The 13,421-nt window shown below is 57.2% G+C and carries 20 protein-coding genes; 14 read left to right on the plus strand and 6 right to left on the minus strand.

Features of this window, described 5'->3' with window-relative positions:
* The first annotated feature begins 107 nt into the window (after positions 1-107).
* From J3P75_RS18865 to J3P75_RS18875, 3 genes are all read left to right on the plus strand, one after another.
* Positions 108-2,129 carry a terminase large subunit domain-containing protein gene (locus tag J3P75_RS18865; RefSeq protein ID WP_434707787.1) on the plus strand — a complete coding sequence of 674 codons (2,022 nt, stop codon included), beginning with the start codon at positions 108-110 and terminating at the stop codon, positions 2,127-2,129.
* A complete protein-coding gene (locus J3P75_RS18870; RefSeq protein ID WP_434707788.1) occupies positions 2,023-2,931 on the plus strand; it encodes a phage portal protein in 909 nt (302 codons plus the stop codon). Before J3P75_RS18865 ends, J3P75_RS18870 begins: the two co-directional genes overlap by 107 nt.
* Positions 2,932-3,006: 75 nt before the next feature.
* Positions 3,007-3,264 carry an ogr/Delta-like zinc finger family protein gene (locus tag J3P75_RS18875; protein ID WP_206415008.1) on the plus strand — a complete coding sequence of 86 codons (258 nt, stop codon included), beginning with the start codon at positions 3,007-3,009 and terminating at the stop codon, positions 3,262-3,264.
* A 55-nt stretch (positions 3,265-3,319) separates the two neighbouring features.
* Here the strand turns inward: J3P75_RS18875 and J3P75_RS18880 are convergent, their stop codons facing one another.
* A complete protein-coding gene (locus J3P75_RS18880) occupies positions 3,320-3,505 on the minus strand; it encodes a hypothetical protein (protein ID WP_434707789.1) in 186 nt (61 codons plus the stop codon).
* A 537-nt stretch (positions 3,506-4,042) separates the two neighbouring features.
* On the opposite strand from J3P75_RS18880, the gene J3P75_RS18885 reads away from it, so the two are divergent.
* From J3P75_RS18885 to J3P75_RS18925, 9 genes are all read left to right on the plus strand, one after another.
* Complete coding sequence (locus tag J3P75_RS18885) at positions 4,043-4,255, plus strand: DNA-binding protein (RefSeq protein ID WP_206415005.1); 213 nt, start codon at positions 4,043-4,045, stop codon at positions 4,253-4,255.
* Between the two features lie 29 nt (positions 4,256-4,284).
* Entirely contained in the window at positions 4,285-4,758 is a 474-nt protein-coding gene (locus J3P75_RS18890) for a YmfL family putative regulatory protein (protein WP_434707790.1), read from the plus strand.
* Positions 4,755-5,120, plus strand: coding sequence for a hypothetical protein (locus J3P75_RS18895; protein ID WP_434707791.1), 366 nt, complete (start codon positions 4,755-4,757; stop codon positions 5,118-5,120). The genes J3P75_RS18890 and J3P75_RS18895 overlap by 4 nt, the downstream gene beginning before the upstream one ends.
* A gap of 75 nt (positions 5,121-5,195) precedes the next feature.
* The gene (locus J3P75_RS18900) at positions 5,196-5,429 is read left to right on the plus strand and encodes a hypothetical protein (RefSeq protein WP_064392761.1); all 234 of its coding nucleotides are present in this window, start codon (positions 5,196-5,198) and stop codon (positions 5,427-5,429) included.
* A gap of 2 nt (positions 5,430-5,431) precedes the next feature.
* Positions 5,432-8,230 (plus strand): toprim domain-containing protein, encoded by a 2,799-nt coding sequence (locus J3P75_RS18905; RefSeq protein WP_434707792.1) that lies wholly within the window; start codon positions 5,432-5,434, stop codon positions 8,228-8,230.
* Between the two features lie 15 nt (positions 8,231-8,245).
* Positions 8,246-8,539, plus strand: coding sequence for a hypothetical protein (locus tag J3P75_RS18910; RefSeq protein WP_434707793.1), 294 nt, complete (start codon positions 8,246-8,248; stop codon positions 8,537-8,539).
* 64 nt (positions 8,540-8,603) lie between these two features.
* A complete protein-coding gene (locus J3P75_RS18915) occupies positions 8,604-8,855 on the plus strand; it encodes a hypothetical protein (RefSeq protein WP_263218944.1) in 252 nt (83 codons plus the stop codon).
* Positions 8,845-9,015 carry a hypothetical protein gene (locus J3P75_RS18920; protein ID WP_434707794.1) on the plus strand — a complete coding sequence of 57 codons (171 nt, stop codon included), beginning with the start codon at positions 8,845-8,847 and terminating at the stop codon, positions 9,013-9,015. Before J3P75_RS18915 ends, J3P75_RS18920 begins: the two co-directional genes overlap by 11 nt.
* 106 nt (positions 9,016-9,121) lie before the next feature.
* On the plus strand, positions 9,122-10,306 hold the full coding sequence (locus J3P75_RS18925; RefSeq protein WP_434707795.1) for an Arm DNA-binding domain-containing protein: 1,185 nt from the start codon (positions 9,122-9,124) through the stop codon (positions 10,304-10,306).
* On the opposite strand, the gene J3P75_RS18930 is transcribed toward J3P75_RS18925, so the two are convergent.
* Genes J3P75_RS18930 through J3P75_RS18940 form a run of 3 tightly spaced genes read right to left on the minus strand, consistent with a single transcriptional unit; the run spans position 10,290 to position 11,100 of the window.
* Positions 10,290-10,538 (minus strand): hypothetical protein, encoded by a 249-nt coding sequence (locus tag J3P75_RS18930; protein ID WP_122692219.1) that lies wholly within the window; start codon positions 10,536-10,538, stop codon positions 10,290-10,292. The two genes, J3P75_RS18925 and J3P75_RS18930, sit on opposite strands and share 17 nt — an antisense overlap.
* Positions 10,535-10,780 carry a hypothetical protein gene (locus J3P75_RS18935; RefSeq protein WP_227973984.1) on the minus strand — a complete coding sequence of 82 codons (246 nt, stop codon included), beginning with the start codon at positions 10,778-10,780 and terminating at the stop codon, positions 10,535-10,537. Before J3P75_RS18935 ends, J3P75_RS18930 begins: the two co-directional genes overlap by 4 nt.
* Positions 10,777-11,100 (minus strand): hypothetical protein, encoded by a 324-nt coding sequence (locus J3P75_RS18940; RefSeq protein WP_434707796.1) that lies wholly within the window; start codon positions 11,098-11,100, stop codon positions 10,777-10,779. The genes J3P75_RS18935 and J3P75_RS18940 overlap by 4 nt, the downstream gene beginning before the upstream one ends.
* Before the next feature lie 322 nt (positions 11,101-11,422).
* Here J3P75_RS18940 and J3P75_RS18945 point away from each other — a divergent pair, with 322 nt between their 5' ends.
* Together J3P75_RS18945 and J3P75_RS18950 are read left to right on the plus strand one after the other, a co-directional pair.
* Complete coding sequence (locus J3P75_RS18945) at positions 11,423-11,659, plus strand: hypothetical protein (protein ID WP_434707797.1); 237 nt, start codon at positions 11,423-11,425, stop codon at positions 11,657-11,659.
* A 112-nt stretch (positions 11,660-11,771) separates the two neighbouring features.
* On the plus strand, positions 11,772-12,785 hold the full coding sequence (locus J3P75_RS18950) for a chemotaxis protein CheB (RefSeq protein ID WP_434707798.1): 1,014 nt from the start codon (positions 11,772-11,774) through the stop codon (positions 12,783-12,785).
* Between the two features lie 79 nt (positions 12,786-12,864).
* On the opposite strand, the gene J3P75_RS18955 is transcribed toward J3P75_RS18950, so the two are convergent.
* Both J3P75_RS18955 and J3P75_RS18960 read right to left on the minus strand, forming a co-directional pair.
* Positions 12,865-13,083: a hypothetical protein gene (locus J3P75_RS18955; RefSeq protein WP_434707799.1), complete on the minus strand. Its 219-nt coding sequence runs from the start codon at positions 13,081-13,083 to the stop codon at positions 12,865-12,867.
* A 38-nt stretch (positions 13,084-13,121) separates the two neighbouring features.
* Positions 13,122-13,379, minus strand: coding sequence for a DUF6555 family protein (locus tag J3P75_RS18960; RefSeq protein ID WP_434707800.1), 258 nt, complete (start codon positions 13,377-13,379; stop codon positions 13,122-13,124).
* Positions 13,380-13,421: the final 42 nt, after the last annotated feature.

Here is a 13,421-nt window from a genome sequence, read left to right on the forward strand (position 1 = left end):
CGCCAAACAAACGGTTGAAATTCAGCATTCTCCTATTTGAACCAGATAGGCGAGTCGCAGTATTTAACCCCGCGTTTCCAGGGTTTTCGCCGCATAGACTGCGGCGCATGAACTACCCGACCGAAGTTAAAGAAGCCGCAAAACGCCTTTACCTGCGCCGCTGTTCGGTGAAGGAAATACAGGCGCATTTGAAGCTACCCAACATCCGAATCGTCTATTACTGGATCCGCCAAGGCGGCTGGGACGAGATGCTGACGGATGAAGAACCATTAAGCGCGGTCAATCGGCGCATCACACTAATTCTGGAAAAGGTCGAGCCGCTGACGAAAGCCGAACTGGACGAACTGGAGCGGCTGACGAGCCTACTTGAGCGCCTGAAAAAACTGGCCGCGAAACCTTCACCGGCGGCGCCGTCAGATCGTCCGGACGTGTCTCGCGAACGGCAACCTGGTCAACGCCGTGAGCGAGGCGAAGGCGGCGCTAAGAAGCGGGAAAAGAAGGCCAAGAACGACATCAGCGGCCTGACCGAAGTGGATTTCCTCGATAAATTCATCTCGAAGATGTACGGCTATCAGAAAGAGCTGTTCGAGGCGAAACAGAACCCGCTGACGCGCCGTGTCCGGAACATTCTCAAAAGCCGGCAGGTGGGCCTGACCTACTACTTCGCCGGCGAAGCGTTCATGGACGCTGTGTTGAGCGGCGACAACCAGGTGTTTCTGTCTGCCAGCCGATCGCAGTCTGAGATCTTCCGCAGCTACATCATCCAATTCGCCAAGCAATGGTTTGATATCGAGCTGACCGGCAACCCGATCACGCTCAGCAACGGCGCCGAACTGCGCTTTCTCAGCACCAACAGCAGCACCGCCCAGGGCTATCACGGCCACGTCTACGTGGACGAATATTTCTGGATTCGCGACTTCGAAAAACTCAGCACCGTGGCCAGCGCCATGGGCACCCACAAGAAATGGCGCAAAACCTATTTCTCGACGCCCAGCGCCGTGTCGCACCAGGCATACCCATTCTGGTCGGGTGAGGAATTTCGCAACAGCAAACGCGGCAAGAAGGCCGGCGGTGTGTGGCCGAGCGAAGCGGCATATTCGCAGGGCGCACTGTGTCCGGACGGCCAATGGCGCAAGACGATAACCCTGGACGATGCAATCGCCGGTGGCTGCGATCTGTTCGACCTTGAGCAACTGCAGCTGGAGTACGACGAGGACAAATTTCAGCAGTTGTTTTATTGCAAGTTCATCGACAGCACTCAAAGCGCATTCAGCCTCAAGGATCTGGAGCGCTGCTACTCGGATCTGTCGTTGTGGGAGGACTACAACCCGGACTCCGATCGGCCATTTGGCAACAGTCCAGTCTGGCTGGGCTACGACCCAAGCCGAACCCGCGACGACGCTACCTGCGTGGTCATCGCGCCGCCGCTCGAGCCAGGCGCGAAATTCCGCATTTTGGAAAAGCACAGCTGGCGTGGCCATTCGTTCACCTACCAGGCCGCTCAGGTCAAGAAACTGACCGAGCGTTTCAACGTCCAGCACATCGGCATCGATGTCACCGGCGTGGGTTACGGCGTGTTCGACCTGGTGCGCGACTTCTACGCCAAAGCAACGCCAATTCACTACAGCCTTGAGGCGAAAAACGCCCTGGTGCTCAAAGCCCAGGACACGATCCAAGGCAGTCGCATCGAGTGGGACGCCGGCTGGACGGACATCGCCCAGGCATTCCTGACGATCAAGCGCGGCGCCACCAACAGTGGCCAGATTACCTACAGCGCATCACGCACCGACGCCACCGGCCACGCCGACATTGCCTGGGCCGTGATGCACGCGCTGGCAAACGAACCTTTGAACACCAACAAGCGGCGTCGTAGCCGCTACGTCACGAGTAACCAGACCAGCCATGGCCAACCGCAAACGCAGAAAGCAACACATAACCCAACCACCGCAGCAGCCCATGCGCTCGTTTACGTTCGGGGAGCCGGAACAGGTGTTATCCGGCAACATCGGCGAGTACGTGGGTGTGTTCCCCAGCGACGACGGCAAGATCTACAAGCCGCCGGTTTCGCGGGTTGGCCTGGCCAAGCTGCTGCGCGCCAATGCCCACCACGGCGCCATTCCGAAGTTTAAACGCAACCTGCTGCTGCGTGAGTTCATCCCCTCGGCCGGCTGCAGCACGGAAACAATGGGCCGCGCCGGGCTGGACTACATGGTGTTTGGCGAAGCGTATTTCTATAACGACACCAACGCATTCGGCCAAGTGCTCGAGCTGCAGCACCTACCTGCCATCAATATGCGGGTAAAGGTCGACGGCGGTTACGTGATGTTGATGCCCGACAACAAAGAAATGGAGTTCGAACAGCACGAGATCTCTCATGTCCTGGACTACGACGTGGAACAGAACATCTACGGGATCCCGGATTACCTGGGCGGCCTGCAGGCGCTGCTGCTTAATGAGGCGGCTACCCTCTTCCGCCGACGCTACTACAGCAACGGCGCGCACGCTGGTTACATCTTCTACACCAACGATCCCGACCTGACTGAAGAGGACGAAGACGAGCTGCGCGCGCAGATCAGCGCGAGCAAGGGCGTGGGCAACTTCCGCTCCATGTTCGTCAACATCCCCAACGGCAAGGAAAACGCGATTCAGATCATCCCTGTGGGGGACTTCCAAGCCAAAGACGAGCTGGAGAAGGTAAAAAACATCACCCGCAACGACGTCATCGCCGCCTGGCGAATGAACCCGGCGCTGGCCGGCATCATTCCAGAAAACACCGGTGGTTTCGGCGACATCGAGAAGATCGATCGCGTTTACACGAGCAACGAGATTCGGCCGATTTGTCAGTTGTTCAATCAGCTAAATGACAGGCTCAGAGAGGATAGGAGATTCAGCTGGAAAGCTGCGCCAGAATCAGCGGATATCACTACATGAAGTGCCAACCAGAAAGAAAACCACTACAGATTGTGACAAAATGGTGGCGATCAGCTGCCCCTGGGGAGGGACATAATGAGAGTTGTATGCAACTGCGGACACAAGGGCCGGATTGCCTCGCGGGAAGAGGTAACGACAGCCTTCGTGAAACTATACTGCCAGTGCCTGGATGCAACGTGCGGGCATACATGGGTGGCCAATCTGACGTTCTCGCACACGCTCAGTCCGTCGTCGCAGACGTTCGAGCGGATGCTGATCGATCGCTTACGAGAAATGCCCAGAGCGAAGCAGCGGGAGCTTTTCGAGCAGTTGGGATCGCAGGCGGTGGCGTAGTTACAAACCGCCGACGTACGAGCGCCGGCGATCGGGATCATTCAAAGAATGACGGTCAGCCCTCTACTTTCTCCTTTGGGTTGATTGCCAGTATCTCGGCCACTCGGCGAACCTGCTGCTGTTCTACGCGGGTGAGCCGGCGATACAGATCGATCAATCGACGCTCGATTTCCGTGAGTACGGCACCTTCCGACTCGGCGTTTTCGAGGGCGATGTGATCGTTCTTCTTGCGATCCAACATTCTAACTACTCCATAAAGTGCATTGCTGAACGGACTTTATGGGGGGTGAGCAAGTGCATTGGAATAAGAGTTACCCCAATGACTGTGCAGGATTGTTGCGAGTTAAGACCGATGCCGAGCTGCGTCGTCGGCCATAGCTTCGAGAATTCGGCGAATCGCCTTCTGATCGTCTACTGGAATGCTTCGAAACTGTCTTATCAAGCAGTCTTCAACGTCTGTAAGCGCCTCGCTCGGCAGCGTCTTCCGCGTTCCGTGAACGATATAAGCAACGTCGAAATCGAGCAGCGAATTAGCAAGACTCAGATAGGACGCAGGCGCATCGCTGGCACCCGATTCATAGTTACCTTGGGTACGTTTAGACACGCCAAGTTTTTCAGCCAGTTGATCTTGAGTCAGGCCAGCACCGGCGCGAAGTTCCCGCAGCCTGGCGCCGATCTCTTCGGAGAGAGTCAATATTTTTCCACTCGCATATTTACATTGGCAGTTTTTTGCCACATTCTGCGCTTGTCATCACACGAAAACGCAGAGATTTGCACTATGCCGAACACAAGCATCACCGAGCAAGCCCGCAAAAAAGCCCGTGAAGCGTTGGAGAAGCGCGGTCAGTCCGCGAAGGATTTTGCTGCTACGCACAACCTGAGCCCCAGCACCGTCTATGCGGTGCTGAGTGGACAGAGCCAATGTCGCCGTGGGGAGGCACACCGAGCCGCCGTTTTGCTAGGCGTCAAACAAGGTGTGATCGAACAGTAACGGCAGGGGCCAACAGGGAAAAGTAGAAGTTGAAAAGTCCAATCCTAGACACCCGTAAAGAAGTCATGAGCGAGATCATCCGCAGCTATAACGGCGGACGTGAGGCTGCAGCAGCACGCCTGGGTCTGAAGCTCAAAAAATTCGACAACCATGCCTATGAAAACGCCGGTTGCAGTCCTCTCAGCGATACCCAAGTTTTCCTGCTAGAGCAGGACTGCGGGACACATTATTTACCCAATTACATCGCCTCGTTGTATGGGGGACTGTTCGTTCCGATGGCTGATCCTGGAACCCTCGACAATGTCGAGCTTTACGCCCGCTCAGTGCAGGTTTCCGCAAAGCGAGGCTGTGTGGATCAAGCAATCGCCGCCGCTCTTGAAGACGGTTCGATCAGTGATGAAGAAGCCGAATTCATTATGGACGCGCATAACCTCCACGTAGCAGCAAGGCATGCAGAAGTGCTGGCCGCTATCGCCCTTTACCGCGCAGGGAAAACTCAATGATCAATTTGTCTGCAGCACCGGAATATCAAGATGTTCTGCAGAGCGCTGCGTTGTCGTTCCTCGAGCGTCACCACTGCGAACACCTAAGCGATGATCAGCAACTGTTCAGCCGGGCCGTTCAGTACTTGATTGCCGACTACGACGTGACAACGCAGGTGGCTGAAAAGATCGTTCACCTGGCGGGCACCACCATGGTCGCCGTTCGCGATCGTCAGCGTCTGAACATTCAGAGCAGCACGTCGACGCATACCGTAATCGTTGATCCGGCCACCGGCATGCAATGGGCCGTACCGGTCAGCCTGATTTATGAGCGAATCATCAACGCGCCAGACGTTGGCCGCTTTCGCTTAGCCAACTCGTAACACCAACCCTCAGACAAACGCCTGTCCCGCACTCCGTGGGTTTGGGTGAGCTGCGCCCGAAATCGAGGTTTCAAGATGGGAAACGCCGTAATTCTGACCACTCAGCTGCCACCAGCGGAGGCCGAAGCACTACTGGCTGCGATGCGCGAGCAGTACCGCTTGAGCCTCAACGACTACTGGTACGCAGATGAATATCGGTACGTCCCGCAAGAAAAACGGCACAGCTCGATCCTCGAAAGAACTCCGGTGATGGCTGCTCAGAAACGCCTGATGGCGGCCCTCTCCCTCAGCCTCAAAGCAGTGAAGTAATCATGAAAGAAGATCTCCGCCACGACGTGTTGCAACGCCTCCAGTTCGACTTCGGACTGAAGCACCGCGTAGGCACCGATTACATGCGCGGGGGCACCTGCCCCAAATGCAAGAAAAAGGAGCTGTACTCGCGTTTCGATACCCCATGGATGGTGATCTGCGGCCGCCCTGAAAAATGTGGCCACACCTTGCACGTCAAAGAGCTGTACGACGATCTGTTTGAAGATTGGAGTAAGCGTGCACCGGCGACGGACCAACACCCTAACGCCACCGCGCGGGCTTATCTTGAGTTCGCCAGGGGCTTTCGGTTTGAGCTGATCCAGGGTTGGTTCACCCAGGAAAGCTTTTACTCGCCTGAACACAACGCAGGCAGCGCCACGGTGCGCTTTGCGCTGGAAAAAGGCGGCTGGTGGGAACGTCTGATCGATCAGCCGCACCGTTTCGGCAAAATGAAGGCGCGTTTCAAGTCCAAGGACAGCTATCGCGGCGTCTGGTGGTGCCCGCCGTGCGTCGATCTGCTCGAGGTAAAGGAAATCTGGATCGTCGAAGGCATCTTCGATGCCATCGCATTGGTGCATAACGATATCGCGGCCGTATCGGCCATGTCGTCTAACGCGTTCCCTGGTGACTCGCTCAAAGCTCTGATCAAAAACCGTGATGGCGGCAAGCTGCCCAAGCTGGTTTGGGCGCTGGACAACGAGCCAAGCGCCAACGCCTATACGCGGCGTTGGGTTCGCGATGCTCTTGCCTTGGGGTTCTCCTGCGAAGCGGCACTGATACCACAGCGCGATGGCCGCAAGGCGGACTGGAACGATATGCACCAGCGCTGGAGCTTTATTCAGGACGACACCAAGCGCGCCGAACAGATCGCTACGGATCTCAAACAGGCTCGCCATCAAGGCGCGCTGCTGCTGGCAGAGAGCGCAGCGGAAAAGGCCTTGCTCATGTACGACTGGAACAAGCGCGGGGAATTTCACCTGGGCTTTGGCAACCGTTTGTACTGGTTCAAGTTGGACATGGAAAAGTTCAACCGCGCCATGTCCGACATCGAGGACAGCGAGAACCACGACGACCAGCTGCTCAATCAGGCGCAACAGCGCGAGAAGGCGCTGCAGCAGTCCGGCAGCGTCGTGGAGATTGCCAACTGCTACCCACAAGCCCTGTACTTCCAGCGCAACGAAGTCACGGACGAGTCCTGGTATTACCTGCGCGTGGACTTCCCCCACGACTCCGAGAGTGTGAAAAACACTTTCACCAGCGGCCAGTTGTCCGCCGCCAGTGAATTCAAAAAACGCCTGCTCGGCATGGCGGCCGGCGCCATGTTCACCGGCAGCGGCCAGCAGCTCGACAAGCTGATGAAGGATCAGCTGTTTGGCATCAAAACCGTCTCCACGATCGACTACGTCGGCTACAGCAAGGAATACGCCTGCTACGTCTACGGCGACCTCGCGATCAAAGACGGCACCACTTACAAGGTCAACAGCGAAGACTATTTTGAGTTCGGCAAGCTGCGCCTGAAAACCCTGCAAAAGGGTGTGCCGATCAAGCTGCAGCGTGACGGCAAAGATTTCAACGAGCAGTGGGTGCAGCTACTGTGGACCTGCTTCGGCGCCCAAGGCTTCGTCGCGCTGGTGTTCTTTTTCGGCTCGCTGTTCTGCGAGCAGATCCGCGCGCGTTATCAATCCTTCCCCTTCCTGGAAGCCACCGGTGAAGCCGGTGCCGGCAAGACCACCCTGCTAAACCTGTTGTGGAAACTGCTCGGCCGCGAAGGTTACGAAGGCTTCGACCCGATGAAATCGACCAAGGCCGGACGTTCGCGCCTGATGGGTCAGGTCTCCGGCATGCCGGTGGTGTTTCTCGAGGCCGATCGCCACAGCGACGATCGGGCGCACGCGAAAACCTTCGAATGGGACGAACTAAAAGACTTCTACGGTGGGGGCACGCTGGCCACCAAAGGCGTCAAGACGGCGGGCAACGAAACCTACGAACCACCCTTTCGCGGAACAATTGCGATCAGCCAGAACGCGGCGGTGGTCGCTCACGAAGCGATCATGACGCGCATCGTCAAGTTGCACTTCGTGCGTCCGATCGTGACCCCGGAAAGCCGTGTGGCTGCTGATCAACTGAACGCATTGGACGGCAACACCCTCAGCCACTTTCTGTTGCGCGCTGTGGGCAAGGAGTCTGCTGTGCTTGAGCTGTTTGCTCAGCGCATGCCCGAACACGAAGCCAAGCTGCGCCGCCTGCACACACACTGTTTTGCCTGCGGTACGGCTTACACCAGTGACCAAGGCAACTGCAGCAGTTGCGGCTACGACCTGCGCGGTTACATCCGCGTGGAGCGCATCAGCAAGAACCACGCGCAATTGTTGTCGCTGCTGGATGGCCTGCGCCTGGTGCTGAAACTTAGTGATCCGCAGGTCGCTGCCACGCAGCGGCAGATCGTGCGGATGGCCATTGAGCGCCAAGCCTCGATCAGCTCCGACCATCCGGCCGTCGCCGAATTTTGGGAAGTCTACGACTACCTCGAATCCTTGAGTGAAGACCCGGTGGTCGACCACAGCAGCGACCCGACCGTCATCGCCATCAACCTCAATGAATTCTGCGAGCGCGCCGCCGAACACAAACAGAAGCTGGCCGACGTGGCCACGTTGCGCGACCTGCTCAAAGAGTCTCGCTCGCGCAAGTTCCTCGACAGCAACAAGGCCGTGCACAGCGCCGTGCGCGCCGCCTTCAATCATCGCAACCCCGTTTCCCAACCCCGGCCGACCACCGTCAAGTGCTGGACATTCAAGGCGTAAAGGAGAGCAACACCGATGCAGATCCAAGTGTTTATGGGCAATGCCGGCGACGGCCAAACCAACAAGCTCCAGTCGGTACAAGACCGTTTGGATTTGGCAGGTCAAAGCGCGCCGATCATTCAGGCCGGTGCGTACGCAGAGGAAGGTTTGCTGCAGATGCTGGAAGTTCGGGCAGCCGCTGGCCAGCGCGAAATCCTCGTCGACGACTGCAACAGGCAGCAGATCTTGCGGGTATTGGAATGGCAGTCATGTGTTGAACATGAGCCGGATTTTGATGGCCTGGTGATCCACCTGGCTCGCAAGGACTGAACTTAAAAAACAGTGTCGAGGAGTTGCAGCTCCTCGACACCCGACCACTTCTGAGGACCCTACCATGCAAGCACAGAACCACAGCAGCAGCGGCGCGAAGGCTACCACACCGGCGCGGCACCTGGTGGCCACCGCGATCATCGGTGCCGCCGTCATCGGCTACCTTGTGCACAAAACCCCCGAGGCCCGTACGCGCCTGGAAAGCCTGAGCCAGATGGCGAGCAGTCTGGGTGACCTGAGCGCCACGGATGCCGCGGTGATCCGCCAACTGCTCGCCGCCCCTGTCTTCCACGGAGATTCGCACCATGCGCAATGAACCGGCCGCAGCACCGGTGCGCCGCTTTCCCTGGAACATTGACTACACCAGCGTCTGCGACCAGTGCGGCAAGTGGCGCGTTCAGGGTAGTCATGAGAAATGCAGCCGCCGCCGGCAGCGGTTGAACGCCCATCTGCGCCATCCCAAGCCCAAGCCATAAGCCGCGTCCACCAGAAGACGCGCTTGCAGATACTTGGCCCGGAAACGGGCCTTTTTGTTTCCGATCGTCAGACTGTTGTAATACGAGTACAGCGTTAGGGGTTTACATGAGTGGGGTCGAAGCTCGCGGAAAGTCCGTGAGAATCTATTTTCAATACAACGGGGAAAAATGCCGGGAAGCGATCCCGGGCGGCAACACACCAGCGATCGTGGCACAGGCCCGGCGCCTGGTTGACATCATCGAGTACGAAATCCAGACCGGCACCTTTGACTATGCGCGGCACTTCCCGCACTCCCCCAGGTTGGTGGAGAACACCTTTGGCCATTACCTGGACCTGTGGCTGAAGATCAAGGCCAACAGCGTCGCCGCCTCCAGCTATCGCGGCTACGCCAACAAAGCGGAGGTGCATGTGCGCCCGCGCTGGGGCAAGGTCCAGATTAACCAGATCGACCATCTGGACCTGCAGGAGTGGATTCAAGACACGCTGTCGAAAACCCTGAAGAACAAGACCATCCGCGACATTATCAGCAACGTGCGCCAGGTGTTCCGCCTGTACCGCACGCGGATGAAAGTCGCGCATGACCCGACCGAAGGGTTGATGGTGCGTCTGCCCGATCCCGAAGCGCCGGACCCGTTTACCCGCGCCGAAATCCGCCAGATCCTCGAGACCCCAACCCACCGCACGCAGGAACTGCTGATGGTGCAGTTCATGTTATGGGCCGGCCCGCGGGTCTCGGAAACCATCGCCTTGGCCTGGGAGGACGTCGACCTGGCGCAAGGCACGGTGACCTTTCGCCGGTCGAAGGTGCGCGGCGCTTATCGTGTGACAAAAACCCGCCGATCGACGCGGCGGGTGCGCCTGCTGGCACCGGCGTGGGACGCCTTGCGCAAGATCGATGCGCTGAACCGCAACAGGAAAGCGGAAACCGTGGAGGTCGTCGAGCGGGACAACAAGACGGTGCGAAAACACAAACTGCACTTCGTGTTCCTGAACACCAAAACCGGCCTGCCGCATGCCAACGATTTTGTTGTGCGCGATCGTTTTTTCAAGGCGCACTTACTGGCGGCCGGCGTCCGCTACCGCGGCCCTGGTCAATGCCGGCACACCTACGCCAGCCAGTTGTTGACCACCGGTGTGGCGTCGATCGACTGGATTGCGGAACAGATGGGTCACACCAACGGCAACATGATCCGTCAGCATTATGGGACGTGGATCAATGAAGACGGACCGGACGTGGTCGGCATGCTGCAAATGGCGTTAAAGCTGACGCCGGTCACAGCTCCACACTGAAACCGTTAATGCCCACGCTTTCGGCAAAACGGCCCACGGCGGTCAAACTCGCCCAGGTGCGCAGGCGCTCACGTCGCGAGCGCACCGGCACCCAGCGTGCACTGCTCCCGCCCAGACGAATCGACAGGCCCCAGTCGGGGCCGCCATCGACTTTGGCGACTAGGCATTCACGCACAGCGTGTTGTTCAACCAGGGCGCGCAATACGTCTTCGTGAATGCCTTCGCCGATCATCTATTCAGTTCCCGCTGACGCGCCTGTAAAGCGCGGTCGAATATCAGATACAGCCCTTCGATGGCCCCGAGGTTGAGTGCTTTCACCGTTTCAATGCCCAGGGTGAAACCTTCGGCTCGGTCGGCGGCATGCAGCGTGTCGGCTAGGGTGCTTGCCTGGACGATGCCAGCGAGCAACTTCAGCGCTTGCGCATGCACAGAACGCGGCAGGTTAAGTGCCGCAAATTCGTCGTGGTCAATCATTGCCATTGCCATCCATTCAGGGTCCCCGGTGGCTCAAGCACCAAGTCGTACTGCTCGACGTCGATCAGCAGCCAGCCGCCGGTGGGTTGGTTAGACCCGTCGATCAAGAGCCCCTGCACCATTGTTCCATGCGGCAGCATCACCCGCAGCGCGTTGGCCTCCTTGGGGCCTTGCAGGTAATGCTGCAGTTCAACGCGGACGCGACCGGAGCCCACATGAATGAGGCGCACCGGGCATTCGAGACTGGTTAGCTCGGCCGGCTCCCGCCCCTGATAGCGGGCCAACACGGTGACGGTGGCCAGACCTTCATAAAAGCACATGGGCATCCTTCAAATAATGAGTGGCTGCAGCAAGCCAAGCGGTAGGAGGATGGTAGACCAGTCCTGGGACGTCTGGTTTCCACGGCGCATGAAAAAGGCCCCCACACCTGGGCCAGGTGTGGGGGCCTGTTGAACATAAACGGCGTTCTCTGTAGCCGTCATCAGGCACCACAAGCGGTCGGAGGCGGTCCGGTCAGCCGAGATTCGTCAGTTACTCCATTTCGCGTTCATTTGTATTCCGCGCGAATGAAGTCCATAAACTACCTATACTGAAAAACGCTCCTCTCATTAAATGGAGGCCGAATGAGACGTGAGGACGATCATGAGAAATATCCCAAAAACTGTTTCCGCTTGGCATGAAGCCACCGACCGCGCCAACGAGCTTTTTCAAGAGGCAGACCGCCTCAACGCCATCGCTTATGAACTGTTGACTCATGCGGCAGATTCGCCTGAGGCCATGATTGCGTTTCAAAAAGCGCGCGCTGCAGCTGATGCGAAAAGCCTTGAAGGTAAAAAAGCTTGGGACCAAGCGAGAGCCAAATTCCGCAAGAAACACTGAGCGCTGGTCACGCTTTAAGCGAATGGGGGCCTGATTTTAACGAGTTATCCTCTTCCGCCAGGGCGGCTCGCTCATCTGGCGTTTTGCTTTGGTAAAAAGGAGGCAAGTTCATATGCAGCTCGATAGCCGGGGTCGGAATATTATCGTTATCGGTGCTTCCGCCGGTGGAGTCGAAGCGCTGAGAAGCCTATTTCGCTCCTTACCCGCTGACTTGCCAGCGGCCTTTTTGGTCGTGCTACATATTCCTCCACACTCGCCAAGTGAGTTAAGCAGGATACTTGCGCGTGAAACCAGAATGGAGGTCGTTTCGGTCCAAGCCAATCAGTCTCTGAGAAACTCAACTGTCTACGTCGCCAGCGCTGATCACCATCTGCTTTTGACGAAAGAAGGCGTTCGTCTCACCCGCGGCCCCAAGGAATGCAGAGTCCGTCCAGCTATCGACGTGCTCTTTCGCTCAGCGTCTGTAGCTTATGATTCTAGGGTGATCGGCGTGATATTGACCGGCGCACTGGACGACGGAACTGCGGGCCTTTGGGCAATAAAGGATAGAAACGGTACGGCACTCGTGCAGGATCCTTCTGAAGCTACGTATGATTCCATGCCCCGCAGTGCGATAGAGCACGTGGAAACAGACTTCGTAGGCACGCTGGCGGAGCTGGCGAATCAGATTGCAACGCGGGTTAGATTGCCAATGGAGCAACTGGTTACAGACCCCTTGAACGAGCGCCATCTGATCGAGACGAGCATCAGTGAGCACGGCAACGGCTTGGAAGCTGGCGTTATGAATATAGGGAATATCTCAAACTACACATGTCCCGATTGTCACGGAGTTTTGGTGCAAATAAAGGAAGGATCGATCGTCAGGTTTCGTTGCCACACGGGCCATGCTTTTTCGATCAAGACACTAATTGCTGAAGTTAACGCCGCGATCGATACCGGTCTGTGGGACGCGCTTAGAGCGATTGAAGAAAGAATCATGCTGCTTCGTCAAATGGGCGATCTGGCAGAAGCGCAAGGCTCTACGGAAGATGCTGAGCTTTCCCGATCTCAAGCCAAAGATGCAGAAGAGCGTTTGAAGCCGCTTCGCGAACTTGTATTAGACCCAGATTTTTTTCGCACCAGCTGAGTGACGCATCGATCAGGCGCCATGGAACGGATCAGCGCCTGATTGCTTGTGGCCGGTCACTGCCTACCAAGGCAACTTCCTAATACTGTCGTAGCCGCGTAATCGCATCTGTTATCGCTTTTGCGTTCGTGTCTAAGGTTTGCATAGCGACATATGCGTTATCCGCGACAGTGTGGACACCATTGTCTGAGAGCCATTTTGTGACCTCTTCAATCGCTGCACCGAGGGCATGCTGGTTGTGCAGCAGTAAGGTCAAAGCATCTGCGGTGACGATATTGGCGTCTGCGTGAACTGGCATGGTGTCGTCCTTGAAACTGATGGGTGGTAATGTGCATATCATTTTGCATGATCTTCATCCCAAGCGAGCGATACCGACCCGCGCCAATGCACGTTGGTCACTCCGAAACGTTCGGCCATAGGCTTTGAGAACCGTTTCAAAGGTGGCCGGCCCGGCTTGGGGATTGGGGTCAAGCCAGCGTCACAGCTCGCCCACTGCCACGCTTCCGCGTTGTTCATCAACTTGGCTCTGATAGTGAAACTTTTCGGCGCACCGTGGAGCTGGTAGTCAATAATATAAAAATCCGCTTTCGTCATGAGAACTCCTATTACTCATGAGTAAGTGATGGCGCGGGACGC

The organism is Pseudomonas sp. R1-1, assembly GCF_051132135.1.
Lineage (GTDB): Bacteria > Pseudomonadota > Gammaproteobacteria > Pseudomonadales > Pseudomonadaceae > Aquipseudomonas.

Excerpts from the sequence above, each read along its gene's own strand:
- J3P75_RS18865 (WP_434707787.1), top strand. The coding sequence starts at position 108 with ATGAACTACCCGACCGAAGTTAAAGAAGCCGCAAAACGCCTTTACCTG.
- J3P75_RS18875 (WP_206415008.1), top strand. The coding sequence starts at position 3,007 with ATGAGAGTTGTATGCAACTGCGGACACAAGGGCCGGATTGCCTCGCGG.
- J3P75_RS18880 (WP_434707789.1), bottom strand. The coding sequence starts at position 3,505 with ATGTTGGATCGCAAGAAGAACGATCACATCGCCCTCGAAAACGCCGAG.
- J3P75_RS18885 (WP_206415005.1), top strand. The coding sequence starts at position 4,043 with ATGCCGAACACAAGCATCACCGAGCAAGCCCGCAAAAAAGCCCGTGAA.
- J3P75_RS18895 (WP_434707791.1), top strand. The coding sequence starts at position 4,755 with ATGATCAATTTGTCTGCAGCACCGGAATATCAAGATGTTCTGCAGAGC.
- J3P75_RS18900 (WP_064392761.1), top strand. The coding sequence starts at position 5,196 with ATGGGAAACGCCGTAATTCTGACCACTCAGCTGCCACCAGCGGAGGCC.
- J3P75_RS18905 (WP_434707792.1), top strand. The coding sequence starts at position 5,432 with ATGAAAGAAGATCTCCGCCACGACGTGTTGCAACGCCTCCAGTTCGAC.
- J3P75_RS18910 (WP_434707793.1), top strand. The coding sequence starts at position 8,246 with ATGCAGATCCAAGTGTTTATGGGCAATGCCGGCGACGGCCAAACCAAC.
- J3P75_RS18915 (WP_263218944.1), top strand. The coding sequence starts at position 8,604 with ATGCAAGCACAGAACCACAGCAGCAGCGGCGCGAAGGCTACCACACCG.
- J3P75_RS18920 (WP_434707794.1), top strand. The coding sequence starts at position 8,845 with ATGCGCAATGAACCGGCCGCAGCACCGGTGCGCCGCTTTCCCTGGAAC.
- J3P75_RS18925 (WP_434707795.1), top strand. The coding sequence starts at position 9,122 with ATGAGTGGGGTCGAAGCTCGCGGAAAGTCCGTGAGAATCTATTTTCAA.
- J3P75_RS18930 (WP_122692219.1), bottom strand. The coding sequence starts at position 10,538 with ATGATCGGCGAAGGCATTCACGAAGACGTATTGCGCGCCCTGGTTGAA.
- J3P75_RS18935 (WP_227973984.1), bottom strand. The coding sequence starts at position 10,780 with ATGATTGACCACGACGAATTTGCGGCACTTAACCTGCCGCGTTCTGTG.
- J3P75_RS18940 (WP_434707796.1), bottom strand. The coding sequence starts at position 11,100 with ATGTGCTTTTATGAAGGTCTGGCCACCGTCACCGTGTTGGCCCGCTAT.
- J3P75_RS18945 (WP_434707797.1), top strand. The coding sequence starts at position 11,423 with ATGAGAAATATCCCAAAAACTGTTTCCGCTTGGCATGAAGCCACCGAC.
- J3P75_RS18950 (WP_434707798.1), top strand. The coding sequence starts at position 11,772 with ATGCAGCTCGATAGCCGGGGTCGGAATATTATCGTTATCGGTGCTTCC.
- J3P75_RS18955 (WP_434707799.1), bottom strand. The coding sequence starts at position 13,083 with ATGCCAGTTCACGCAGACGCCAATATCGTCACCGCAGATGCTTTGACC.
- J3P75_RS18960 (WP_434707800.1), bottom strand. The coding sequence starts at position 13,379 with ATGACGAAAGCGGATTTTTATATTATTGACTACCAGCTCCACGGTGCG.